Below are 24,535 nucleotides of genomic sequence, written 5' to 3'. Positions count from 1 at the left end.
AAACCTCCAGCAGACTGATCTGCTGGAGGTTTTTTCTTGGCTGCTTGGCTGCTTGACGCTTACAGGCCCTTGGGGGCGTAGATGCCCGGGGCGTTGCGCCAGTAGCCCTTGTAGTCCATGCCGAAGCCGAACACGTAGCGGTCGGCGACTTCCAGGCTGCAATAGTCCGCCTTGAGCCCCGGCACTGCCTTGCGCTCGTGCTGCTTGTCGACCAGCACCGCGGTGGAGATGCTCGCCGCCCCGGCCTCTCGGCAGTAGTCGAGAATGGCGGCGAGGGTCGAGCCCTCGTCGAGGATGTCGTCGACGATCACCACGTGGCGCCCGGCCATGGGCACCTCCGGGGAGACGCGCCAGAACAGCTCGCCGCCGCGAATGCCACCGCGATAGCGGGTGGCGTGGAGATAGTCGACCTCGACCGGAAAGCCCAGGCGAGTCAGCAGGTGGCCGGTGGTAATCAGCCCGCCGTTCATCACGCAGTAGAAGACCGGCAGCGTGTCACCCAGGTCACGGGTGATCTCGTCGGCCATGCGATCCAGGGCGAGCTCGACCTCGGACTGCGAGATCAGGCAGTCGGCGTTGTCCATGAGCTCACGCATGTCGTCCAGCGACGGGTGGAAGGTATCGAGTGTGGGCATCGGTTAGCGACTCGTCATCGGCAAGTGGAATCGGTATAGAGAGGCGGGCGAGCGTCAGCTGGCCGCCAGGGCTTCCAGGTGAGCATGGACGCGACGCCAGCGCGACAGCGCGCCCAGCGCCTGAAGGTCGGGGCGGGCACGGGCGTAGCGCAGTCGGGACAGGCGTCGTGCCTGGTGGCCCTGGCAGGCCTCGAGGACCTCCAGCGCCGCGGCGCGGTCGTTGCACACCAGCAGCATGTCGCAGCCCGCGGCCAGCGCTGCCCGGGCCCGCTCGCCCGGCGTGCCGGCGAAGGCCGCGCCGGCCATGCTCAGGTCGTCGGAGAAGATCGCGCCCTTGAACCCCAGGCTCTCGCGCAGCATCCCCAGCCACGCCGGCGAGAAGCCGGCCGGGCGATGGTCGAAGCTCGAATAGACGACATGCGCCGGCATCACCGCGTCGAGGCGCGGGGCCAGCTGGGCGAAGGGCAGCAGGTCATGGTCGTGCAGCGCCTCCAGCGGGCGCGCATCCACTGGCAGCTCATGGTGGGAGTCGGCCGCGACGCCGCCATGGCCGGGAAAGTGCTTGCCGACGCCGACCATGCCCGCCTCGTGCAGGCCGTCGAGGAAGGCACGCCCCATGCGGGCCACGGCCTCGGGGTCGGCGGAGAAACTGCGATCCCCGATCACGCTGGAGGTGCCGCCATCGACGTCGAGCACGGGCGCGAAGGAGAGGTCCAGGCCGCAGGCGGCCATCTCCATGCCCAGCAGCCAGCCGGCATCCTGGCAGAGCCGCAGGGTGACCTCGGGCTGCGCGGCGAAGTCACGCCCCAGACGCCCCATGGGCGGCAGGCGCGTCACGCCCTCGCGCAGGCGCTGAACGCGCCCGCCCTCCTGGTCGACCGCCAGCAGCAGGTCGGGACGGATGCGGCGGATCTCGTCGCTCAGGGCGCGGACCTGGACCGCGGAGGCGATGTTGCGGGCGAACAGGATCACCCCGCCGACCTCGGGACGCGCCAGCAGCTCGCCCTCTTCGGGGGTCAGGCTCTGGCCCTCCAGATCCAGCATCACCGGTCCGAGCATCTGAGTCATGATCGTGCCCCTGGAAGTAGAAAGGGAGCAGATTCTAGACCAAAGCCGGACGCCAGGACAGCCCGGGCGCGACGCGCAGAAGCCGGGCAATCGCCGCCATCCCCCGATACAATGGCGCTTTGGAACCGACCGGACAGGAGTCACCCTTGCTCGCCGACCTCCCCCCCTCGCTGCTCTGGCCGCTCACGGCCGTCCTGGGCCTGTGCCTGGGCAGTTTCCTCAACGTGGTGATCACGCGACTGCCGGTGATGCTGATGCTGGGCTGGCGCGCCGAGGCCCGAGAGGCGCTGGAGCTCGAACCGGAAGAGACGCCGCGCTTCAACCTGATCACCCCCCGCTCGCTCTGCCCACGCTGCGAGGCCCCCATCGCCTGGCACGACAACATCCCGCTGCTCGGGTGGTTCAAGCGCCGCGGGCGCTGCGCCAGCTGCGAGGCGCGCATCAGCCCCCAGTACCCGCTGGTCGAGCTGGCCGGCGGCGTGCTGGCGCTGACGGTACTGGCACTCTTCGGCCCGACGCTCGAGGCCCTGTTCATCCTCGGCGCCTGCCTGACGCTGCTGGCCATGGCGGTCATCGACCTGCGCACCCAGCTGCTGCCGGACCTGCTCACCCTGCCGCTGCTGTGGGCGGGCCTGCTCTACCAGCTGCTGTTCCAGCCGCTGTTGCTGCCCTCGGCGGTGATCGGTGCCATGGCCGGCTACCTGGTGCTGTGGAGCTTCAACTGGCTGTTCAAGCTGATCACCGGCAAGGAGGGCATGGGCTATGGCGACTTCAAGCTGCTGGCGGCCCTCGGGGCCTGGCTGGGCTGGCAGACCCTGCCGCTGGTGCTGATCCTCTCCGCCGGGGCCGGCGCGCTGGTGGGCATCCTCATCCAGCTGGCGGTGCCGCGTCTGCGCGGCGCCCCGCTGCCCTTCGGGCCCTGGCTCGTGATGGCCGGCTGGCTCGCCCTGCTGGCGGGCGAGCCGCTGATGGCGCTCTACACCGGGCTGCTCTACTGACGCCTCGAGACCCATGACACCGCACAGGAGACAACGATGATCATTGGCGTGACGGGCGGTATCGCCTCGGGCAAGTCCACGGTGGCGCGCGCCTTCGCGGCGCTGGGCATTCCCTGGGTGGATGCCGACGACGTGGCCCGGGAGATCGTCGAGCCCGGCGAGCCGGCCCTCGACGAGATCGCCGCGCATTTCGGCGCCAAGGTCATCGCCGCGGACGGTCGCCTCGATCGCCGCGCGCTGCGCGCCATCGTCTTCGACGATGACGCCGAGCGTCGCCGGCTGGAGGCGATCACCCACCCGCGCGTCCGCGAGCGGCTCACCGCCCACCTGGAACGTCTCCAGGCCCAGTCGGCGCCCTATGTACTTCTGGTCTCGCCGCTGCTCTTCGAGTCGGGCCAGGCGGCGCTGGTCGACCGCTGCCTGGTCGTCGACGTCCCGGAGCCTGTACAGATCGCGCGAACCGCGGCGCGGGACGACGTCGACGAGGCCCAGGCGCGCGCCATCATCGCCGCCCAGATGCCGCGACAGGCTCGCCTGGCACGCGCCGACGACGTGATCGAAAATGCCGCCGGCGAGGACGCCCTGGCACGACAGGTCGCCGAGCTCGACCGCCGCTACCGGGCCGCCGCCGACTTGCCTCCGGCGCCCTGAATCCCCATCCTTTCCCGACATTTTGTCCAGGACGATATCGCATGAGCCCGCACGACACCGCACGCCCCCTGGAAGTCGCCTGCCCGCAGTGCCGCAAGAAGGTGCTGTGGCGCGAGGAGAACGCCTACCGTCCCTTCTGCAGCAAGCGCTGCCGCCTACTCGACCTCGGCGCCTGGGCCGACGAGTCTCACCGCATCGCCGGCGAGCCCGCCATGGACGAGACCGACCTCGACGCCCTGCTGGCGCGCGCCGACCGGGACGGCGACGCCTCGTGACACAGGGCGGCCAACGCCCCGAATACCGGCTGCTGGCCGAGCTGGAGGCGGCCTTCGACCGCCTGCTCGAGCAGACCGACGCCCTGGTGGCGCACTGGGAGGACTCCGGCGGTGGGGCCTGGTCCTTCGAGCACGAGACGGCCGACGCCGGCTGGCTGCGCCGGTGTCTGCTGGATGTCTGGTATCAGGATGGCCAGGACGGCCGGGCGACGCGCAGCCATGTCGGCCTGGTCGCCGCCACGGAGCGCGTGATGGAGGCCGCCCAGGAGGTCAACGCCACCAAGCAGGCCTTCGCCGCGCTGCTCGCCGAGATCCGCCGCGAGGTGCCATCGCTGATCCCGGAGATCAAGGCGGTGCTGCCGTTTCGTCACCCCGCGCTGCACGATCATCTGCGCGGCACGGGCCTGGCGCGGCTGCATCTCAAGCAGTGCTGGCGCTCACTCCCCCTGGCCGAGGCCCCGGTGGCTCGCGTGCGACTCGCCTGGTACTCGAGCGGCCGCTCGATCAAGCGGCTGACGGTGCGCGAGGCCGAGCAGAAGCTGCTGGCACTCGACAGCGACGCGCCCCACATCCGCATCCAGCTGCGCCAACTGGCCGGCATCCCCGACGGCGAGCCGCTGGCCCAGGTGCAGGCTCAGGCCCCGCTGATGCGCGCCAATCTCTTCTACCGCGAGCCGCTCGAGGATGGCCGCACCCGGCGGGCCATGAACGTCGCCCTGCCGCTGTTCGTGCCGAGCCCCGACGGCCGCCTGCCCGACCACAACCGCCCTCCGCCGACCCCGCCCGCCGCGCGGACCCGGGCTCGGCGTCGCGACGAGCGGTTGGAAGACGTCGCCTTCCTGCCAAGCCTCAGGGTGTTCCGTTACCGGTGAGGTGCCCGCATCGCCTCAGGCGATGTGTCCGAGGGACTTCAGCGTCTGCAGCAGCCGGCTGACGTGTTCCGCCGGCTGAGCATACTCACTCATCAACGCCGTCAGGCGCTCTTCGAAGAGGCGCTGGCGAGTCTTCTCGTCCTGCGGCTCGATGGCCGCGTCCCGCTCTTGGCCGTCGAGTTCACGCACGGACGCGTCGCTGGTACCGCCCGACTTATCGTCGGAAGCATCGAGACTGCGTAATGCCTCGGCGAAGGCATCGTCGAGTTCGCGAAACTTGCGCAACTTCTCACGCTCGTCCACGGGCTGTCGGGAATTATGCTGTTTCATGTGCTTCCAATAGCGTCGAGGCGACGACCGGGCAGGAATAGGTGATACGGGCCATCGCCGTTAATCGGGGATGCGATAATTATACCGCCTAAGGTCGAGCGAATCACCTTCCCATGATCGCCCGGCCCCACCATATACAAGAGTGGACCGGGGACATGACGGCCCGACACGACGACGCCGCCCCGAGGGGCGGCGTCGTTACGGCGATAGCGTTGAGGATCACTCCTCGACGCGCACCAGCCAGGACTCGACGGCGTCAGAACCGTGCTCGTCCTTCCACGCCTTGAGCGTCTTCTGATTACCGCCGCGGGTTTCCACCACTTCGCCGGTATGGGGGTTCTTGTAGATCTTCAGCTTGCGCTTGCGACGGGTGCCGCCGCTTGCCGGGGCAGCCGCGCCGGACTGGGCGGCCGGCTTGGGATTGAGCAGCTCGATGACGTCGGCGGCGCTCTTGTCGAACTCGCGCATCAGCGCTTCGAGCTTTTCCTTGAACTCGAGTTCAGACTTGAGACGATCATCATTCTGCAGCTTGTCCAGTTCCGACTGGAGTTGCTTCAGCTGCTGTTCCATCTGCATGTAGTTGCTGAGCATCGATGACATCTAAAAGATTCCTTATTGGGCATTAGGGGATGCGAGGCATTATTGCCTGTTTAAACTTGTTTGGCAAGAGTATGCACACTCATTCCCGGTTCGGCAAATAATAGTCTCAAACATTGCCAAGCAATACGCCGAAACATTGCCCGAAACTTGAAGAAAGGCTTATTTGATAAGAAACCCTGCATATCTTGCGGCGCTTTATACGCCGGCACACCCAGGTGACACCTCTCACCGATGCCACAAATCAATGCCAACGAACTCAACAATGCCACAAACAAAAGGCGCCGCCCCGAGGGGCGGCGCCTTGTCGACCGATAGCCGGGACGTATCCCGCCGATATCAGTCCTGACCCATCTGCTGCTTGATGAGGTCACCGATGGTGGTAGCACCAGACTCGGTGGTCTCTTCACGCAGCTTCTTCAGGTTCTGACGCGTGTCGTCCTGGTCCTTGGCCTTGATGGACAGGGCGATCTGGCGGTTCTTGCGATCGACACCGATGATGCGGGCCTCGACGCTGTCGCCTTCGTTCAGCGCGTTGCGGGCATCCTCGACGCGGTCGGCACTGATCTCGGACGCCTTCAGCACGGCGACGACATCGGTAGCCAGCTCGACCTGGGCTTCCTTGGCATCGACCTCGACCACGCGGCCGGTGACGATGGAGCCCTTGTCGTTGACCGCCAGGAACTCGGAGACCGGATCGGTATCGAGCTGCTTGATGCCCAGCGAGATGCGCTCACGCTCCGGATCGATGGAGAGGATGACGGCTTCCGCCTCGTCGCCCTTCTTGAAGGAGCGAACGGCTTCCTCACCGGTGTCGGTCCAGGAGATGTCGGACAGGTGCACCAGGCCGTCGATACCGCCTTCCAGGCCGATGAAGATGCCGAAGTCGGTGATCGACTTGATGGTACCGGTAACGCGGTCGCCCTTGTTGTAGCGCGCGTTGAAGTCTTCCCACGGGTTGGTGGTGCACTGCTTGATACCCAGGGAAATACGACGACGCTCCTCGTCGATGTCCAGCACCATGACGTCCACGTCGTCGCCGACCTGCACGACCTTGGACGGATGGATGTTCTTGTTGGTCCAGTCCATCTCGGACACGTGGACCAGACCTTCGACACCCTCTTCCAGCTCGGCGAAGCAGCCGTAGTCGGTGAGATTGGTGACGGTGGCATGCACCTTGGTACCTTCCGGGTAACGATCCTTGATGTTGACCCACGGATCTTCGCCCAGCTGCTTCAGGCCCAGGGAGACACGGTTGCGCTCGCGATCGAACTTGAGCACCTTGACGGTGATCTCGTCGCCCACGGCCACGATCTCGCTCGGATGCTTGATGCGCTTCCAGGCCATGTCGGTGATGTGCAGCAGGCCGTCGACGCCACCGAGGTCGACGAAGGCGCCGTAGTCGGTGAGGTTCTTGACGATACCGATGATCTGCTGACCTTCCTGCAGGGTGGCCAGGAGGGCCTCACGCTCGGCGCTGTTCTCGGCCTCAAGCACGGCGCGACGGGACACGACAACGTTGTTGCGCTTCGGGTCGAGCTTGATGACCTTGAAGTCGAGTTCCTTGTTCTCCAGGTGAGTGGTGTCGCGCACGGGGCGGACGTCCACCAGAGAACCCGGCAGGAAGGCACGGATGGAGTCGACGTCGACGGTGAAGCCACCCTTGACCTTGCCGTTGATCACGCCCTTGACGATCTCTTCCTTCTCGAAGGCCGCTTCCAGCACCTTCCACGCTTCGGCACGCTTGGCCTTCTCGCGGGACAGGCGGGTCTCGCCGAAACCGTCTTCGACGGCTTCCAGGGCGACGTGGACTTCGTCACCGACGGCGATGGAAAGCTCGCCGTTCTCGTCGCGGAACTGCGACGAGGGGATCTGGCCTTCGGATTTCAGGCCGGCATTGACGGTGACCCAGTCGCCGTCGATGTCGACGATGGTAGCCGCGACGATGGCGCCCGGCTCCATGTTGATGTCCTGGAGAGACTGTTCAAACAGTTCAGCAAAGCTTTCGCTCATGATGTTCCTACGTGATCAACGTTGAGTACGGCGTTACCGCCATCTCCGCACCACCAGCGAGTGCGGGCCTTATTTACCAAGCCCCCGGGGATGTTGGCGCTGGTTCGACCTGGCCCGGCTTACGGCACATGAAGGTGCCGGACCACGTCATCACATCTTCCCGGGGACGCCGCAAGGGAGTGTCAGGTGTCGGGTGCCAGACCACGCTCGGTCAGCAGTTCCGTCAGCCGATCCACCACTTCCGGTATCGTCAGGCGCGTGGTGTCAAGCGTAATGGCATCGTCGGCCGGCTTGAGCGGGGCCACGCTGCGCTGCATGTCGCGTGCATCGCGCGCCTGAATCTCCTTTAAAAGACTCGATAGACTAGCATCGACCCCCGCTTCCTGCAACTGACGCTGACGTCGATGGGCCCTCTCGGAGGCCGAGGCGGTGAGGAAGATCTTGAGGGGGGCCTCGGTGAATACCACGGTGCCCATGTCCCGCCCGTCGGCGACCAGCCCGGGGGCCTGGCGAAAGTCGTGCTGACGCTGCAGCAGGGCCTGGCGCACCGCCGGCAGGGCCGCGACCCGGGACGCCGCATCGCCGACCTGCTCGGTGCGAATGGTCGAGGTGGCCTCCTCGCCCTCCAGCAGCACGCGGGTCGACTCGGGCTCGGCGACGAAGACCACGTCGAGCCCCCGGGCGACCTCGGCGAGCCGCGCCTCGTCGTCCAGCGGGACCTCGTGCTTGACGGCGGCCAGGGCGGTCAGGCGATAGAGCGCCCCGCTGTCCAGCAGGTGCCAGCCCAGGCGCTCGGCGACCAGGCGACTGATGGTGCCCTTGCCGGCCCCGCCGGGGCCGTCGATGGTGAGTACCGGTGCCGCGCTGCTCATGACGCCTCCTGCTCCTCGAGGGCCAGCCCGACGCGACGCGCCAGGTCGATGAAGCCGGGGAAGGAGGTGGCGACGTTGGCACAATCGTCGATGTCAATCGACTCCCCGGCGCGCAGGGCCGCGATGGCAAACGACATGGCGATGCGATGATCGCCCAGGCTGTCGATGCGCCCGCCGCCGTAGTTGGCCCCTTCCGCGCGGCCACCGCCGATGATATCGATGCCGTCCTCGAGCAGGGCGTGCTCGACGCCGATGGTCGCGAGGCCGTCGGCCATGGCCTTCAGCCGGTCGGACTCCTTGACGCGCAGCTCCTCGGCGCCGCGCAGTCGCGTTGTGCCCTGGGCATTGGCCGCAGCGATGAACAGCGCCGGGAACTCGTCGATGGCGAGCGGCACCTGATCCACGGGAATGTCGATGCCCTTCAGCGGCGCATAGCGGATATGCAGGTCGGCGACCGGCTCGCCGCCCACCTCATGCTCGTTCTCAAGGCACAGGTCGGCACCCATCAGCCGCAGGATGTTGATCACGCCGACGCGAGTCGGATTGATGCCGACATGCTCGAGTACCAGGTCCGAGCCCGGCGTGATCGCCGCCGCGACCAGAAAGAAGGTCGCCGAGGAGATATCCGAAGGCACGTCGATGGGCGCGGCGCTGAGCGTGCCCCCGCCCTGGAGCCAGCAGGTGTCGCCCTCGCGCTGGACGGCATAGCCGAAGCCGGCCAGCATCCGCTCGGTATGGTCGCGGGTCGGCGCCGGCTCCCGCACCCGGGTCTCGCCCTCGGCATAGAGCCCGGCAAGCAGCAGGCACGACTTCACCTGGGCGCTGGCCATGGGCATGTCGTAGGTGATGCCCGAGAGGGACTCTCCACCGTGGATGTGCAGCGGCGGACGCCCGCCCTCGGCGGTATCGATCCTGGCTCCCATCAGGCGCAGCGGGTCGGCCACGCGCCCCATGGGCCGCTTGGTCAGCGAGGCGTCGCCGGTGAGCTCGGTATCGAAGGCCTGACCGGCCAACAGCCCGGCGAACAGGCGCATGGCGGTGCCGGCGTTGCCCACGTAGAGCGGGCCGGCGGGCGCCTTCAAGCCGTGCATGCCGACGCCGTGCACGGTCACCCGCCCCTGGTGGGGCCCCTCGATGGCCACGCCCATCTCGCGGAAGGCCTGCAGCGTGGCCAGGCTATCCTCGCCCTCGAGGAAGCCCTTGACCTCGGTGACGCCCTCAGCCAGGGCCCCGAGCATGATGGCGCGATGGGAGATCGACTTGTCGCCGGGCACGCGAATCCGCCCGGCGACGTTGCCGCCTGGGCTCGCCCGGAAGCGCAGCTTGCCGTGTTGTTGCATCTGATACTCCGCCTGATAACTGGTCTGGTTGAGCAGGGATTCGAAATAGTGCCGGGCATGGCTGGCGCGATCGAAGGTCGCCAGCATGGCGTCGCCGTCGCCGCTCTCCACGGCCCGGCGCAGCCGCGCCACGCCCGCCTCGAAGTCGTCCAGGGAGGCGAGCACCGCGTCACGATTGGCGATGAAGATGTCCCGCCACATCACCGGGTCGCTGCCGGCAATGCGCGTGAAGTCGCGAAACCCGCCGGCGGCATAGCGAAAGATCTCCAGCCGCTCGTCCTGACGGGCCAGGGTGTCGACCAGCGAAAAGGCCAGCAGGTGCGGCAGGTGGCTGGTACGGGCCAGCACCTGGTCGTGACGCTCTACCGCCATCTCCAGCACCTCGGCATGACAGCTCTCCCAGAGCCGCCGCACCCGGGCCGTGGCGGCCGGGTCGGTATCGGGCTCCGGGGTGAGGATCACCTTGTGGCGCGCATAGAGGCTGGGGTCGGCGGCAGCCACGCCGCTCTTCTCCGACCCGGCGATGGGGTGGCCCAGCACCAGGTTGGCCGGCATGCGTCCGAAGGCGGCGATGGCCGAGCGGCGGATCGCCGCCTTGGCACTGCCCACGTCGGTGACGACGACATCGGGGGCGGCCCGCTGCAGGCAGCCGGCGAGCTCGCGCATCACGCCGGACATGGCCAGCACGGGCACCGCCAGCACCACCAGCGACACGCCCTCGATCAGCGGCGCCAGGCGGGTGTCGCCACGGTCGATCAGCCCCATCTCGACGCCGCGCGCGATCTCCCCAGCATCGGGGTCGCAGGCCAGGAGTTCGGTTGTGGTCACCGGCCCGATGCCGCCGGCAATTCCTGACTCCGGCCCGATGTCGCCGGCACCGCCCTCCTCCGGCGCAAGATCATTCGCCGCCCCGTAACCGGCGGCACGCAGGGCGGCAGCCAGCGAGCCGCCGATCAGGCCGAGCCCGACGATCAGGATCCGCGCTTCGCGCACCTCCACCGCCATGCCTAGAGCACGCCGACCGGGTAGGAGCCCAGCACCTTCACTTCGGCGGCCCGCAGCTTGACCTCTTCGAGCATGGCCGCGACTTGCGGCTCCTCGCGGTGCCCCTTGAAGTCGATGAAGAAGACGTAGTTCCACACACCGCTACGCGACGGACGGGTCTCGAGACGCGTCATGTCGATATGGTGGCGGTGGAAGGGCTCGAGCAGGTCGTGCAGCGCACCGGGCTGGTTGCGCATCGCCACCACCAGTGAGGTCTTGTCCTCGCCGGAGATCGGCACATCCTGATTGCCGATGATCAGGAAGCGCGTCGAGTTGTCCGGGCGGTCCTCGATCTTCTCGGCCAATTTGGACAGGTCGTAGAGCTTGGCCGCCATGTCACCGGCGATGGCCGCGCTGTGCCACTCGGTCTTGACCAGGCGCGCCGCCTCGGCGTTGGAGGAGACCGGCACCCGCTCGGCGTGGGGGAAGTGGGCGTCGAGCCACTTGCGGCACTGGGCGAAGGACTGCGGATGGGAGTAGATCCGCGACACCTTGTCCCGACGGGTGGTTTCGCCCACCAGCAGGTGATGGTGGATGCGCAGCACCACCTCGCCGCAGATGCGCAGCGAGGAGTCCATGAAGGAGTCGAGGGTGTGGTTGATCACGCCCTCGGTGGAGTTCTCCACCGGCACCACGCCGTAGTTGACGGCGCCGGCCTCCACCTCGCGGAACACCTCGTCGATGGCGGCCATCGGCAGGCTGATCGCGCTCTCGCCGAAGTGCTTGAGCGAGGCCTGCTGGGTGAAGGTGCCCTCCGGCCCCAGGTAGGCGACCTTGACCGGCCGCTCGAGGGCAAGGCACGCCGACATGATCTCGCGGAACAGCCGCGCCATCTCTTCGCTGTCCAGCGGGCCCCGGTTGAGCTCCATGACGCGTCGCAACACCTGGGCCTCTCGCTCGGGGCGGTAGAAGACGCCGCCGGGCTCATGCTCGGCCTTGATCGCGGCGACCTCCTGGGCACAGGCGGCGCGCTCGCTGATCAGGCGCAGGATATCGTTGTCGAGGGTGTCGATGCGCTGCCTGAGCGCCTCGAGGCTGACGGAAGGCTCGGTCATGGAGTTATCCCCTGCGTTTCTCGAAATCGGCCATGAAGGCAATCAGCGCGTCGACGGCGGCCTCGGGCACGGCGTTATAGAGGCTGGCCCGCATGCCACCGACGCTGCGATGACCCTTGAGGTTCAAGAGCCCCGCCGCCTCGGCATCGGCCAGGAAGGTCGCATCGAGGCTCGGATCGGCCAGCACGAAGGGCACGTTCATCCGCGAGCGATTGCGAAGCGTGATGGGGTTGGCGTAGAGCGCGCTGGCATCGATCGCCGCGTAGAGCTTGGCGGCCTTGCGGGCGTTGAGGGCGTCCATGGCGGCTAGCCCGCCGATATCGCGCTTCAGCCACTCGAAGACCAGCCCGGCCAGATACCAGCTGTAGGTCGCCGGGGTGTTGATCATGGAGCCGGCCTCGGCCAGCGCACGGTAGCCAAGCAGCGAGGGCATGTCGGCGCGGGCACGATCCAGCAGGTCGTCGCGCACGATCACCACCACCAGGCCCGCCGGGCCGATGTTCTTCTGGGCGCCGGCGTAGATCACCCCGAACCGCGAGACATCGAGAGGCCCTGAGAGGATGCTCGAGGACATGTCGCAGACCAGCGGCACCTCGCTGCCATCGGGGCGACGCGCCTCGGGGATATAGTCGAACTCGAGCCCGCCAATGGTCTCGTTGGCGGTGTAGTGCAGGTAGGCGGCGTCCTCAGAGAGGACGATCTCCTCCTGGCGCGGCACCGCGCTGTGGCCGTTGCCCTCGCTGCTGGCGGCGACGTGCACGTCGCCGACCAGGTGGCGAGCCTCGGCGATGGCCTTCTTGCCCCAGATCCCCGTATGCAGGAAGTTGGGGCGCCCGCCGTGGCCCAGCAGGTTGTAGGGCACCGCAGAGAACTGCAGGCTGGCGCCCCCCTGGGTAAACAGCACCCGGTAGTTATCCGGAATGGCCAGCAGCTCGCGCAGGTCGGCCTCGGCCTGCTCGGCGATGGCCACATACTCCGGCGAGCGGTGGCTCATCTCCATCACCGAGAGGCCGCGCCCCCGGTAGTCCAGCATCTCGTCGCGGGCACGCTCCAGCACGGCGGCCGGCAGGGCCGCCGGACCGGCGCAGAAGTTGTAGTGACGTGTCATCAGCGTTGGGTGTCCTTATTGCTCGCCGGTCTCTCCGCCGGCATCCGCGTCACCGGTCGAGGGCGCGTCGTCGCCCATCGACGCGGCGTCTTCCTCGACCTCCGGCTCTATCGTCTCCTCGGGCTCGTCGACGCGCACGGTCTTGACCAGCTTCTCGTCGTTGCCGAGGCGGATCAGCATCACGCCCTGGGTATTGCGCGAGGTGGTGGAGACCTCCTCGACGCGGGTCCGCACCAGGGTGCCGCGATCGGTGATCAACATCATCTCGTCCGCGGAGTAGACCTGCATGGCGGCCACCAGGGCCCCGTTGCGTTCACTGGTCTGCATCGCGATCACGCCCTGGCCGCCGCGGCCGCGCAGCGGGAACTCCTCGAGACGGGTGCGCTTGCCGTAGCCGTTCTCGCTGGCGGTAAGGATGTAGATCTGGCCGCCGTTGCCGACCTCGACGGTGGCACCCTCCTCCGCTTCGGCCTCGACATCGGCCTCGGCATCGATCTGCTGGCTCTGCGGGATGATCAGGCTGATCACCTCCGCACCCTCGAGCAGGCGCATGCCGCGCACGCCACGGGCGGTGCGGCCCATTGCGCGCACGTTGGACTCCTCGAAGCGGATCGCCTTGCCGTTGGACGACAGCAGCATCACGTGATCGGAGCCCGAGGTGATGGCAGCGCCGACCAGGCGGTCGTCCTCGTCGAGATCGATGGCGATCAGACCCACGCTGCGCGGCCGCGAGAACTGCTCGAGGCTGGTGCGCTTGACCGTGCCCTTGGCGGTGGCGAAGAGGATATAGCTCTGCGCGTCATAGTCGCGCACCGGCAGGATGGCGTTGATCGCCTCGCCCTCGTCCAGCGGCAGCAGGTTGACCAGCGGCTTGCCACGCGAGCCGCGACTGGCCACCGGCATCTCGTAGACCTTGAGCCAGTAGACCTTGCCGCGATTGGAGAACAGCAGCACGGTGTCGTGGGTCGAGGCCACCAGCAGGTGCTCGATGACGTCCTCATCCTTCATGGCCGTGGCCGACTTGCCGCGACCGCCACGGCGCTGGGCCTGGTAGTCGGAGAGGGGCTGGGTCTTGGCATAGCCGGTGCGGGACACGGTGACTACCATGTCCTCCTCGGCGATCAGATCCTCGAGGCGCAGGTCCAGATGGCTGGCCTGGATCTCGGTCTTGCGCGGATCGCCGAACTGGTCGCGCACCGCGGTGAGCTCCTCGCGGATCACCTCGAGCAGGCGATCGGCAGAGGCCAGGATGGCGGTGAGCTCGGCGATCTTCTCGAGGATCGAGAGATACTCGTCGAGAAGCTTCTCGGTCTCGAGCCCGGTCAGGCGGTGCAGGCGCAGCTCGAGGATCGCCTGGGCCTGAGCCGGCGACAGGCGGTAGTCGCTACCGGTCTGACTGAGGCCGAAGCCCTCTTCCAGATCCTCGGGCTTGCACGAGGTAGCACCGGCCCTCTCGAGCATCTCGGTGACCTGCCCCGGCTGCCAGGTGGCGGCCAGCAGCTTCTCCTTGGCCTCAGAGGCGTTCGGCGAGGACTTGATCAGCTCGATCACCTCGTCGATGTTGGAGATGGCGACCGCCAGGCCCTCGAGAATGTGGCCGCGTTCGCGCGCCTTCTTGAGCTCGAACAGCGTGCGCCGGGTCACCACCTCGCGGCGGTGACGAATGAAGGCCTCGAGAATCTGCTTGAGGTTCATGATCTTCGGCTGGCCATCCTCGATGGCGACCATGTTGATGCCGAAGACGGTCTGCAGCTGGGTCTGGGCGAAGAGGTTGTTGACTACCACCTCGCCCGACTCGCCGCGCTTGACCTCGATCACCACCCGCAGGCCGTCCTTGTCGGACTCGTCGCGCAGTTCGGCGATGCCCTCGATCTTCTTGTCCTTCACCAGCTCGGCGATCTTTTCGATCAGCCGCGCCTTGTTCACCTGATAGGGCAGCTCGCTGACGATGATGTGATCGCGACCGGTCTTGTCGTCATGCTCGATGGTGTGACAGGCACGCACGTAGATGCGCCCGCGGCCCGTGCGGTAGGCCTCGAGGATGCCGGCGCGGCCGTTGATGATGCCCCCGGTAGGGAAGTCCGGACCGGGGACATGCTCGATCAGGTCGTCGACGCTCAGGGTGTAGTCGTCGATCAGCGCCAGGCAGGCGTTGATGATCTCGCCCATGTTGTGGGGCGGGATGTTGGTCGCCATGCCCACCGCGATGCCCGAGGAGCCGTTGATCAGCAGGTTGGGCACCTTGGTCGGCAGCACGTCGGGAATCCGCTCGGTGCCGTCGTAGTTGTCGACCCAGTCGACGGTATCCTTCTCGAGGTCGGCCAACAGCTCGTGGGAGAGCTTGGCCATGCGCACCTCGGTGTAACGCATGGCGGCGGCGCTGTCGCCGTCGATGGAACCGAAGTTGCCCTGACCATCGACCAGCACGTGGCGCATCGAGAAGTCCTGGGCCATGCGCACGATGGTGTCGTAGACGGCACTGTCCCCGTGGGGATGGTACTTACCGATGACATCGCCCACCACGCGGGCGGACTTCTTGTACGGCTTGTTCCAGTCGTTGCCGAGCTCGTGCATGGCGAACAGCACGCGCCGATGCACCGGCTTCAAGCCATCGCGCACGTCAGGCAGCGCACGGCCGATGATCACGCTCATCGCGTAATCGAGGTACGACTGCTTGAGCTCGTCCTCGATATTGACTGGCAGAATCTCTCTGGCGATGTCACCCATGGGTCGTCGAATCCTTTGCACTGCAACAGGTTGGCGCGTCACGTGGCCGTGACATGGCGCGCAATAACAGCCTTACATCATACCATCCCGGATGCTGATAAGGGAGCTAGGCAAGCACCAGCTGCGCCATGGCCTCACGGATCTCGCCGTCGATCGTCACCGCCCTGCCGGTCGCCACATCGAGCAGCACGAAGGTGATGTCGGCACTGGCCACCACCTTGCCATCGCTGACGCGGCCGATCTCCTGGTGAATGCGGGCACGACGCGAGCCGATCTCGGAGAGCCGGGTCAGCACCTCCAGGTCATCGCCGGCCACGGCGGCTCGCCGATAGTCGATGTTGAGGTTGACCGCGACGAAGGCCAGATCCCCGCGGGACAGGAAGGCCGCCAGGCGAGGCCGCTCATCGAAGTAGGCCCAGCGACCTTCCTCCAGGAACTCCAGATAGCGCGCATTGTTGACGTGGCCATAGCCATCGAGGTGATAGCCCCTGACGCGCAGGGTGGTTCGAGAGAGGCGAGAATCCATGCAGACGGCTCCTGGGCTGGGAAAGTTGAACGGCGGGCAAAACGTCGATTCTAGCCAGCCGGGGCGCCGGCATTCAAACCATCGTTTGAACCTGCCGCGTCGGCGATGGCTTCGGGCGCTGGCACCCACGCCGCCCTTTGGCCATAATATGCCCCCTTTGCTCCCGGGAAATGCGCCATGTGGTTCAAGCACTTGCATCTCTACCGCCTGCACGACGCCCCTGAGCTGGATGCCGCCAGCCTGGAAACCGCCCTCGACGAGCAGGCCTTTCGTCCGCTGGGCGGCAGCGAGGCACGCCGCCTGGGCTGGTGCGCGCCGGCCGGGCGCGCCGGGACGCAGCTGCTCCACGAGCTGCAGGGTCAGCGGCTGATCACCGCGCTGCGCCAGGAGCGCATCCTGCCCGCCTCGGTGGTCCGCGAGGAGGTCGAGGAGCGCAGCGAGGCGATCGAGGCCAGCGAGGGCCGCAAGCTGCGTCGCCAGGAGAAGCTCACGATCAAGGAGCAGGTCTACGAAGACCTGCTGCCCCGCGCCTTCGTGCGCAGCCAGAAGGTCGATCTGTGGTGGGACAGCCGCCGCCAGCTGATCGCCATCAACTCAAGCTCGCGCACCCGTGCCGAGGAGCTCCTCGACCTGCTGCGCGAGACCCTGGGCAGCCTCAAGGTGACGCCGCTTGCCAGCCAGACGCTGCCCATGCGCGCCATGACCACCTGGCTCGGCGACCCCGGCTCGCGGCCGGCCGACCTGGTGCTTGGCGACCAGGTGGAGCTGAAGGCCAAGGGTGACGACGGCGTGCTGCGCGCCCGCCAGGTCGACCTGGACAGCGACGAGATCCAGCAGCTGCTGGAGAGCGGCCGCCAGGCCAGCAAGCTGGCCCTGTCGATCGAGGGACGGTTAAGCTTCGTGCTGCATGACGACCTGGCGATCAAGTCGCTGCGTTTCGACGACGCCCTCATCGACGAGGCCTCCCAGACCGACGACGGCGATGACGCCCTGGTGCGGCTGGAGACCGACTTCATCCTGATGACACAGGCGCTGGCCGAGAACATCGAGCGCCTGATCGAGTGGCTGGGTGGCGAGGCCGGCAGCGCCGGCGACGCCCCGAGCGCCTGATCGCCCACGACCACAGCCTGGAACACATGACCGAGACACAAGACACCCCCGCAGCCGACCCCTGGGCCGAGATTCGCCCCTATCAGGACGACGAGGTGGCCGAGGTGCTCGAGCGCCTCGTCCACGACGGCGAACTGCTGGACGCCCTGACCCGCTATCGGCTGCCGCGCCTGGCCCGCATCATGCCGAGGCTCTCGCGGACCCTGGCGAGCTTCGCCATCCGCCGCGAGACCCGCGGCGTGACCAGCGTGTACGACTTCCAGATGCGCATCGCCAGCTACATGCAGCGCATGCTCAGGAACTCCACCGACGACTTTCGGGTGGAGGGGCTGGAGCAGCTGGACCCGAACAGCGCGTATCTGTTCATCGGCAACCATCGCGATATCTCGATGGACCCGGCCTTCGTGAACTATGCGCTCTATCTGGCCGGGCGCGACACCGTGCGCATCGCCATCGGCGACAACCTGCTCAAGAAGCCCTACGTCAACGACCTGATGCGACTCAACAAGAGCTTCATCGTGCCGCGCAGCGCCCGGGGCAAGCGCGCCATGCTGGCCGCCTACCAGCAGCTCTCCGCCTATATCCGCCACTCCATCCTCGAGGACAACCACTCGATCTGGATGGCCCAGCGCGAGGGGCGCGCCAAGGACGGCATCGACCGCACCGATCCGGCGATCATCAAGATGCTGACCATGGCGCGGCGCGGCGAGGATCGCCAGGCCGGCATCGGCGAGGCCGTCGCCGAGCTGCGTCTGGTGCCCGTGTCGATCAGCTACGAGTACGACCCCTGCGACCTGCAGAAGGCCCGCGAGCTGCAGGCCCTAGAGGACAGCGGCAACTACGAGAAGAGCGAGTTCGAGGACATCAGCTCCATCGTCGCCGGCATCACCGGCCACAAGGGCCGCGTGCAGCTCACCTTCGGCACGCCGCTCAGTGCCGATCTCGCGGGCCCCGAGGAGGTAGCCGCCGAGGTCGACCGCCAGGTGCTCGCCGGCTACCGCCTCTTCCCCAGCCACTACCTGGCCCTGGAAGCGCTGGGCGAGGCGTCGGAGCTGCTGGCGGTGAGCGAGATCAGTGACGCCGACCGCGCGCGCTTCCAGGCGCGACTGCAGACGGTGCCCGAGGAGCTGCGTCACTGGTGGCTGACCCAGTACGCCAATCCGGTGCTCAACAAGGCCGGACGCTGCCAGTGAGACCCTCGGCATGATCGGCAAGGCATCTGACGCGAACGACCAGACGACGGCCAGACACAGCGGCGCGATGGATCGCGCCGCCCAGACCCGCGAGGCGCACCGGGTCACGCTGATCGGCGCCCTCATCGACTTCGCCGTCGGCGTGGCCAAGATGATCGCCGGCGTCATGGTGGGCTCGGCGGCACTGGTGGCCGACGGCATCCACTCCTTCTCGGATATCCTGACCGACCTCTTCGTGGTCGCCGCCACGCACTTCGGCCGCCAGGAGCCCGACAGCAACCACCCCTACGGCCACGGCCGCATCGAGACCCTGGCGACCCTGTGGCTCGGCAGCGTGCTGATCTTCGTCGCCGGCGGCATCGCCTGGGCGAGCATCGGCCGTCTCCTCGAGGGAGAACCGATCCCCGCCCCGGGATTCTGGGCCATCGGCATCGCCGGGATCGCGCTGCTCGCCAAGGAGTGGATCTTCCGCTACACCATGCGGGTCGCGCGGCGAGTCAATTCGCGGCTGCTCGAGGCCAATGCCTGGCACTCACGCTCCGACGCGCTCTCCACCGTGGTGGTGCTGGTCGGCCTGGTGGCGGCCCAGGTCGGCGTGGGCTGGATGGACGCCCTTGCCGCCATCGTGGTGGGCGTCATGGTCGGCCAGGTCGGCGGACGGCTGCTGTGGGAGTCCGGCCGGGAGCTGATCGACACCGCCCTGCCGGCCGAGGAGCGCGACGCCATGCAGCGTGCGGCCGAGGAGGTCTCGGGGGTGCGCAGCGTGCATGACCTGCGCGCCCGCAAGCTGGGCAGCGATATCCTGCTCGACCTGCATATCGTGGTGCCCCCGCGCGTCACGGTGTCCGAGGCGCACGAGATCGGCAACGAGGCCAGCCGCCGACTGCGCGAGACCTTCCCCAACCTGCACGACGTGACCTTCCATATCGATCCCGAGGACGATTCGGGTGAAACCGAACACAGCCTGCGCCCAGGCCCGCCGCTGCGTGCCGACGTCGAGGGCGTGCTCGACCAGGCCTGGCACGACCTGCCGATCTGGCATGCCCGCGTCGATCTGGATCTGCACTACCTGGACAATCAGGTCGACGTCTCGCTCTACGTCAACGCCCTGCCACCGGGGCAGGATCTCGACGCGGCGGCGCATTCGCTGCGCCAGGCCGCCCGCCGGCTCGACTGGGTCGGGCGCCTGCGGGTCTGGCTCGGGCCCGGCAAGGGGTAAGCCCGACGCCGCCTGGCGGCTCCCCCGCTCGCATTAGGTGTCTGTGCCCCCTAAACTTGAGCAAGTGCTCATTCAGGCCGACTCCATGCTTCCCCCGTCACACCGGACACTCGACTCGCCCGGGCGTCGCCGTTTGCTGGCGGGGCTCGGCGGCCTGTGGCTGCTCGCCGGCCTGGGGCTTGGTCCGTCGCCGGTCGCGGCCAGCCTCTCGCCGCAGCGCCTGCGCCGCTCCATGCAGGCGGAGTACGGCGCGCAGGGGGTCGCGGTCCTCGAGGAGTGGTTTGCCCTGCTCGAGCGGCTGCGCCCGGCCGACCTGGAGGCACGGCTGCGCGGGGTCAACGACTTCTTCAACCGGCGCGTTCGCTGGCTCGACGATATCGACATCTGGCGACAGGAGGACTTCTGGGCCACGCCGCTGGAGACCCTGGGGCGCGGTGAGGGCGACTGCGAGGACTTCACCATCGCCAAGTACGTCACCCTCAAGGAGCTCGACGTTTCGGAGGACGAGCTGCGCCTGATCTACGTGCGCGCGCGTATCGGCCGCAGCAGCATCACCCAGGCGCACATGGTGCTGGGCTACTACGAGAGGCCCGCGGCGGACCCGCTGGTGCTGGACAACCTGGTGCCCTCGATCACCCGGGGCTCGCAGCGCACCGACCTCGATCCGCTGTTCAGCTTCAACGGCCGCGGCCTGTGGGCCGCCGGCTCGTCTCAGTCCCGCGCCGACCCGGTGGCCCGGCTATCGCGCTGGCGCCGCGTGATCGATCGCATGCAGCAGCAGGGATTCATTCAAGGGGAGTAGGACATGTCACTCATCAAGCAGCTCTGGCTGATCGTCGTGGTACTGCTGCTGCTCGCCTTCGGGGGCAGCCTGTTCATCGGGGTCACCGCCAGCCGGGCCTACATCGAACAGGAAGTGCTGATCAAGAACGCCGACAACGCCAGCGCCCTGGCGCTGACGATGAGCCAGATGCCCAAGGACCCGGTCACCCTGGAGCTACTGGTCTCGGCCCAGTTCGACACCGGGCACTACCGGCGGGTGGAGCTGCGCTCCCCGGAGGGCGAGATCATCGAGCAGCGCCTCGGGGGTGATGCCATCAGGGACGTGCCAGCCTGGTTCGTCGACCTGGTGCACATCGAGGTCCCGCCCGGCCGCGCCGTGGTCCAGGATGGCTGGCGGCAGCTCGGCACCCTGGTGCTGGAAAGCCAGCACAGTTTCGCCTACCGCTCGCTGTGGCAGAGCACCCTCAACCTCGTGGGCTGGTTCGGCCTCGCCGCAGCGATCAGCCTGCTGCTCGCCTGGTGGATCGTACGCCAGATCCGCCGCCCGCTGGGCGCCGTGGTCGAGCAGGCCCAGCACATCGGCGAGCGCCGCTTCACCACCATCCCCGCGCCGCGTACTCGAGAGCTGCGCGAGGTGGTGGAGGCCATGAACCACCTCTCCGGCGCGGTGCGCAACATGCTCAGCGAGGAGAGCAAGAAGCTCGACCGGCTGCGACAGCAGCTGCAGCATGACCCGATCACCGGCGTGCTGGAGCGGGAACCGTTTCTCTCACAGCTGCAGATCCACCTGGACAGCCAGGACGCGCGAGCCAGCGGCGCCCTCGCCCTGGTGCGACTGGCCCACCTGACCGAGATCAACGAGCGGCTGGGTCGCGCCGAGACCGACGCCCTGCTCCACGACGTGGCCCATGGCCTGGAGCAGTTCGGCCAGGCTCACGGCGGCGGCATCGTGGGCCGGCTCAACGGCAGCGACTTCGTCATGCTGCTGCCCGGAAAGATCGACCTGGAACACCTGCGCCATGATCTCGGCAGGCGCCTCGCCGCGATGCGCGAACACGGCCGGACCCCAGTGGGCCTGCCCGGCGCGCTGATCGACTATGCCCAGGGCGATCAGCGCGGCATGCTGCTGGCCAGCCTCGACGGCACCCTGTCGGCGGCCGAAACGCGCAGCGATGAGGGGCTGATGATCGCCGAGGGCCCACAGCGGCGTAGCCTCTTCACCAGCCACGACGAATGGCGCCGCGCCCTGCAGGTGGCCATGGCCAAGGGCGTCTACCTGGCCCACTACCCGGTACTGGACGCGACGGGCGAACTGCTGCACTTCGAGTGCCCATCACGCCTGCGCCTCGCCAGCGAATGGCAGCCCGCCGGGGTCTTCATGCCGTGGATCTCGCGACTGGGGCTCGATAGCCAGCTCGACCTAGCGGTGATCGATGAGGCCTTTCGCGATATCACCCAGCGCGGCAAGCCGCTTGGCATCAACCTGTCGGCGGCGTCGATCCAGGATGCCCACTTCGTCATGGAGCTGCAGTCACGACTCAAGGCACGCCCCGACGTCGCCGAACTGCTGTGGCTGGAGCTTCCCGAAGCCATGGCCATCCACGACCTGACGAGCTTTCGCAGCCTGTGCCAGGCCCTGCAGCCGCTGGGCTGCCGGCTCGGCCTGGAGCACGTGGGCGCCTCCTTCACCCGGATCGCCGACTTGCAGGACCTGGGGCTCGCCTATCTCAAGCTCGACCGGACCCTGGTCAGGGGCATCGATCGGGTCGCCGAACAGCAGACCATCCTGCGCGGCATGGCCACGCTCTGCCATTCACTGGGTATCCTGGCCATCGGCGAAGGCGTCGAGAACCGGGAAGAGGCCCGCGTGCTCTTCGAGCTGGGCCTGGATGGCGCCACGGGGCCTGGCATTCGCCAGCACGAGAAGCCGGCGGACTGACCACGACAAGGGCCGGCGTCCGCGAGGACGCCGGCCCTGATGAACCCTGGACGACAGATACCGGGCTAAATTATGCCGCTCTCGTCATCACTGCTGGTCACCAGCTGCAGACCATTGAGCCGGCGCCGCAGGGTCTGGCGCTCCATCACCTTCTCCTGAGCCGGTTCCGGCAGGTCGGTGAAGCTGATCACCCCCTTGTCCATCAGCAGCTCGATCACGTCCTCGAGCACCCGCACGAAGGCGAGGTCCGAGGCCTGAAAACGCGCCGCGCTCTTGCCGACCTCGCCCTCCATCAAAAAGGCGAGCAGCTCCGGCGACTCCGCCGATAGGTACTCCGGACATTCCGGCGTCTCCTCCCGACTGACCAGCTCGATACGATCGTCACTATCGCGCTTGATGTACATGGACAGACTCCTTGGAGAAACTCACGGCTGGCCAAGCGGCCGCGGCGCGAGGAGAAAAGCCAGCGCCCGGCCAATGCCGGGCGCTGGAGTCGGGTGGTGGACGGTTACTCGATGTCGAGCTGGCCGTCGGTGATCAGTGACTGGATGAACGCAGTCGAGTTGGCACCCTCCATGCTGACACCATTCAAGGCAATAATCTGATCCGACTCAGCCGAGCTGAAACCATCTCCGAAAGCACCACTAGTGCTGACATGCAGCAGTGTATTGCCCTGGCCGTCGTCGACGGCATGCAGGTAGTTTGCGAAGTCCGCCGATGCAGTTTCAGATCCCTGGAGCAGATCACTCAACTGAAGGACGTCCCCTTCATCGACCTCGTTGAGGTTGAAGTCGGTCACAAGATCCGTGGCCGGAGATCCCGGCTGGCCCTGATCGCCGCCATCGCCGAACTGCCAGGCGAAGGTATCGGCGCCTGCAAAGCCGGAAAAGGTATCGTCGCCATGCCCTCCAATGAGGATGTCGTCTCCATCCCCTCCAATCAGGTTATCATTTTCGCCATTACCGACCAATACGACACCTTCATTATTATCTACACCGTCCACCAGGCTAGCATCGACATCCACACTTTCCTCAACCATCCCGATAGTGAGGCTATCTTCAAGCTCAAAAACATCCCCATCCCCATCGGTTGCTGAGAGATTGAAGTTTAGCGCAAGGTCCTCAACCGTAACCTCGCCATCAAAGACTATGTTGTTTATACCAAACTTTACACCACCTTTACCTTGATCAAACTCAACATTCTTTATGTCGACCGTATTGAAACTCTCAGCCACATAGAGTGTGTAAGCTGCATCGGCTTCAACATACTCCCAACTGCCGGCTTTGTCGGCATCCACTATCACGACGATATGGGGATCAATATCAGGCTTACCAAAGGTAAGATTTTGAATTCCACCAGCGGGGTCAAAGTCGAACACATCCCCATCGACTGTGACACTAATCTCGACAGTTCCACTGCCGCCCCACTGTACAGTTCTGACATCAATTTGGGTCTGAGGATTTGTAAATTCGAGCCTCAACCGCTCACCCTCGCTAATAGTGGTCTGGTCAACACCAATACCAATATTTGAAGCGTTGACTACGGCAGCTTCGTCTCCATCGAAACCCAAAATCTTCAGTGTCCCATCCGGAAGAGCTTTAAAACCAGTGGGACCTTCAGCCGTGAAATCCCCCCCAGTAGCCGTTCTTGTTGACAGCACCTGAACCGATACAAGGTCAAAGGTGTAGGTACCATCCGCATTAACCGTTAATTTGAAAAATGACGAGCCATCCGGATCAACGGGATCACTAAAAGCGCTGATAACCGTGCTTCCATCGCCACCTTCAGAGACAGCATTGGTGATGCTTGTGTAGTAGAAGCCAAACTCAAAAACTGCATCAACTCCGGAACCTGATACTACACCAACTTTCACCATGCCGTTTTCATCAGGCTCACTTTTCTCAAAGCTAACCATCTCTCCACTAAAGTAGCCGCTGCTACCAAGCACTGCTGACATGTAATCAAGCCCGTCTGCACCAAAGTCAGCACTGTACAAGCCACTGAAAGCGGCTCTATTCGCACTGCTCAACACAGCATCCATCACGGAATTGATAACTGGCACGTCATCGATGATGTCGACGGTCAGCGTACCAGTGCTGCTGTTGCCGTTGGCGTCGGTCACCGTGTAGCCGAAGCTCTCGGCGTTGTTGATGGTATTGGTGCTGTTATCCGCCGTCGGC

The 24,535-nt window shown here is 66.3% G+C and carries 22 protein-coding genes; 9 read left to right on the top strand and 13 right to left on the bottom strand.

Features of this window, described 5'->3' with window-relative positions; translation table 11 throughout:
* Positions 1 to 59: 59 nt before the first annotated feature.
* Both ABE957_RS12595 and nagZ read right to left on the bottom strand, forming a co-directional pair.
* Positions 60 to 635: a hypoxanthine-guanine phosphoribosyltransferase gene (locus ABE957_RS12595; RefSeq protein ID WP_349759036.1), complete on the bottom strand. Its 576-nt coding sequence runs from the start codon at positions 633 to 635 to the stop codon at positions 60 to 62.
* A 54-nt stretch (positions 636 to 689) separates the two neighbouring features.
* Entirely contained in the window at positions 690 to 1,703 is a 1,014-nt protein-coding gene (gene nagZ / locus ABE957_RS12590) for a beta-N-acetylhexosaminidase (protein ID WP_349759035.1), read from the bottom strand.
* A gap of 146 nt (positions 1,704 to 1,849) precedes the next feature.
* On the opposite strand from nagZ, the gene ABE957_RS12585 reads away from it, so the two are divergent.
* From ABE957_RS12585 to ABE957_RS12570, 4 genes are read left to right on the top strand one after another with little or no spacing between them, the layout of a single operon-like run.
* On the top strand, positions 1,850 to 2,701 hold the full coding sequence (locus tag ABE957_RS12585) for a prepilin peptidase (RefSeq protein WP_349759034.1): 852 nt from the start codon (positions 1,850 to 1,852) through the stop codon (positions 2,699 to 2,701).
* Positions 2,702 to 2,737: 36 nt separating this feature from the next.
* A complete protein-coding gene (gene coaE / locus ABE957_RS12580) occupies positions 2,738 to 3,352 on the top strand; it encodes a dephospho-CoA kinase (RefSeq protein WP_349759033.1) in 615 nt (204 codons plus the stop codon).
* A 41-nt stretch (positions 3,353 to 3,393) separates the two neighbouring features.
* A complete protein-coding gene (gene yacG, locus ABE957_RS12575; protein WP_349759032.1) occupies positions 3,394 to 3,627 on the top strand; it encodes a DNA gyrase inhibitor YacG in 234 nt (77 codons plus the stop codon).
* Positions 3,624 to 4,499 (top strand): DNA replication terminus site-binding protein, encoded by an 876-nt coding sequence (locus tag ABE957_RS12570; RefSeq protein WP_349759031.1) that lies wholly within the window; start codon positions 3,624 to 3,626, stop codon positions 4,497 to 4,499. The genes yacG and ABE957_RS12570 overlap by 4 nt, the downstream gene beginning before the upstream one ends.
* Positions 4,500 to 4,514: 15 nt before the next feature.
* Here the strand turns inward: ABE957_RS12570 and ABE957_RS12565 are convergent, their stop codons facing one another.
* From ABE957_RS12565 to ABE957_RS12525, 9 genes are all read right to left on the bottom strand, one after another.
* Positions 4,515 to 4,829, bottom strand: coding sequence for a hypothetical protein (locus ABE957_RS12565; RefSeq protein WP_349759030.1), 315 nt, complete (start codon positions 4,827 to 4,829; stop codon positions 4,515 to 4,517).
* A 219-nt stretch (positions 4,830 to 5,048) separates the two neighbouring features.
* On the bottom strand, positions 5,049 to 5,429 hold the full coding sequence (locus ABE957_RS12560) for a histone-like nucleoid-structuring protein, MvaT/MvaU family (protein ID WP_349759029.1): 381 nt from the start codon (positions 5,427 to 5,429) through the stop codon (positions 5,049 to 5,051).
* 336 nt (positions 5,430 to 5,765) lie between these two features.
* Complete coding sequence (gene rpsA / locus ABE957_RS12555; protein WP_349759028.1) at positions 5,766 to 7,439, bottom strand: 30S ribosomal protein S1; 1,674 nt, start codon at positions 7,437 to 7,439, stop codon at positions 5,766 to 5,768.
* Between the two features lie 182 nt (positions 7,440 to 7,621).
* Positions 7,622 to 8,311 (bottom strand): (d)CMP kinase, encoded by a 690-nt coding sequence (gene cmk, locus ABE957_RS12550; protein WP_349759027.1) that lies wholly within the window; start codon positions 8,309 to 8,311, stop codon positions 7,622 to 7,624.
* Positions 8,308 to 10,656, bottom strand: coding sequence for a bifunctional prephenate dehydrogenase/3-phosphoshikimate 1-carboxyvinyltransferase (locus ABE957_RS12545; protein WP_349759026.1), 2,349 nt, complete (start codon positions 10,654 to 10,656; stop codon positions 8,308 to 8,310). The genes cmk and ABE957_RS12545 overlap by 4 nt, the downstream gene beginning before the upstream one ends.
* A gap of 2 nt (positions 10,657 to 10,658) precedes the next feature.
* Positions 10,659 to 11,750: a prephenate dehydratase gene (gene pheA / locus ABE957_RS12540; RefSeq protein WP_349759025.1), complete on the bottom strand. Its 1,092-nt coding sequence runs from the start codon at positions 11,748 to 11,750 to the stop codon at positions 10,659 to 10,661.
* 4 nt (positions 11,751 to 11,754) lie between these two features.
* Positions 11,755 to 12,858, bottom strand: coding sequence for a 3-phosphoserine/phosphohydroxythreonine transaminase (gene serC, locus ABE957_RS12535; RefSeq protein ID WP_349759024.1), 1,104 nt, complete (start codon positions 12,856 to 12,858; stop codon positions 11,755 to 11,757).
* A 15-nt stretch (positions 12,859 to 12,873) separates the two neighbouring features.
* On the bottom strand, positions 12,874 to 15,585 hold the full coding sequence (gene gyrA, locus ABE957_RS12530) for a DNA gyrase subunit A (RefSeq protein ID WP_349759023.1): 2,712 nt from the start codon (positions 15,583 to 15,585) through the stop codon (positions 12,874 to 12,876).
* A gap of 106 nt (positions 15,586 to 15,691) precedes the next feature.
* A complete protein-coding gene (locus ABE957_RS12525) occupies positions 15,692 to 16,111 on the bottom strand; it encodes an acyl-CoA thioesterase (RefSeq protein WP_349759022.1) in 420 nt (139 codons plus the stop codon).
* 177 nt (positions 16,112 to 16,288) lie between these two features.
* Between ABE957_RS12525 and ABE957_RS12520 the strand changes: the two genes are divergently transcribed.
* The 5 genes from ABE957_RS12520 to ABE957_RS12500 all read left to right on the top strand — a co-directional run bounded on the left by ABE957_RS12520 (position 16,289) and on the right by ABE957_RS12500 (position 22,355).
* On the top strand, positions 16,289 to 17,221 hold the full coding sequence (locus ABE957_RS12520) for a recombination-associated protein RdgC (protein ID WP_349759021.1): 933 nt from the start codon (positions 16,289 to 16,291) through the stop codon (positions 17,219 to 17,221).
* Between the two features lie 26 nt (positions 17,222 to 17,247).
* Positions 17,248 to 18,414: a 1-acyl-sn-glycerol-3-phosphate acyltransferase gene (locus ABE957_RS12515; protein ID WP_349759020.1), complete on the top strand. Its 1,167-nt coding sequence runs from the start codon at positions 17,248 to 17,250 to the stop codon at positions 18,412 to 18,414.
* A 67-nt stretch (positions 18,415 to 18,481) separates the two neighbouring features.
* Positions 18,482 to 19,633, top strand: a complete 1,152-nt coding sequence (locus ABE957_RS12510; RefSeq protein WP_349759019.1) for a cation diffusion facilitator family transporter — start codon at positions 18,482 to 18,484, stop codon at positions 19,631 to 19,633.
* Positions 19,634 to 19,718: 85 nt separating this feature from the next.
* Positions 19,719 to 20,435, top strand: a complete 717-nt coding sequence (locus ABE957_RS12505; protein ID WP_349759018.1) for a transglutaminase-like cysteine peptidase — start codon at positions 19,719 to 19,721, stop codon at positions 20,433 to 20,435.
* 3 nt (positions 20,436 to 20,438) lie between these two features.
* Positions 20,439 to 22,355 carry an EAL domain-containing protein gene (locus ABE957_RS12500; protein ID WP_349759017.1) on the top strand — a complete coding sequence of 639 codons (1,917 nt, stop codon included), beginning with the start codon at positions 20,439 to 20,441 and terminating at the stop codon, positions 22,353 to 22,355.
* A gap of 65 nt (positions 22,356 to 22,420) precedes the next feature.
* Here ABE957_RS12500 and ABE957_RS12495 read toward each other — a convergent pair whose 3' ends face one another.
* Both ABE957_RS12495 and ABE957_RS12490 read right to left on the bottom strand, forming a co-directional pair.
* Positions 22,421 to 22,759: a tryptophan synthase subunit beta like protein gene (locus ABE957_RS12495; protein WP_349759016.1), complete on the bottom strand. Its 339-nt coding sequence runs from the start codon at positions 22,757 to 22,759 to the stop codon at positions 22,421 to 22,423.
* 104 nt (positions 22,760 to 22,863) lie between these two features.
* A partial coding sequence (locus ABE957_RS12490; protein ID WP_349759015.1) for a type I secretion C-terminal target domain-containing protein occupies positions 22,864 to 24,535 on the bottom strand: 1,672 nt, incomplete at its 5' end.

Origin of the sequence: Halomonas pelophila (assembly GCF_040196315.1) — a bacterium.
In the GTDB taxonomy this organism is placed as follows: domain Bacteria; phylum Pseudomonadota; class Gammaproteobacteria; order Pseudomonadales; family Halomonadaceae; genus Halomonas; species Halomonas pelophila.
Note: the sequence above shows the minus strand (reverse complement) of the source record. Positions and strands in the feature narration are given on the sequence as shown.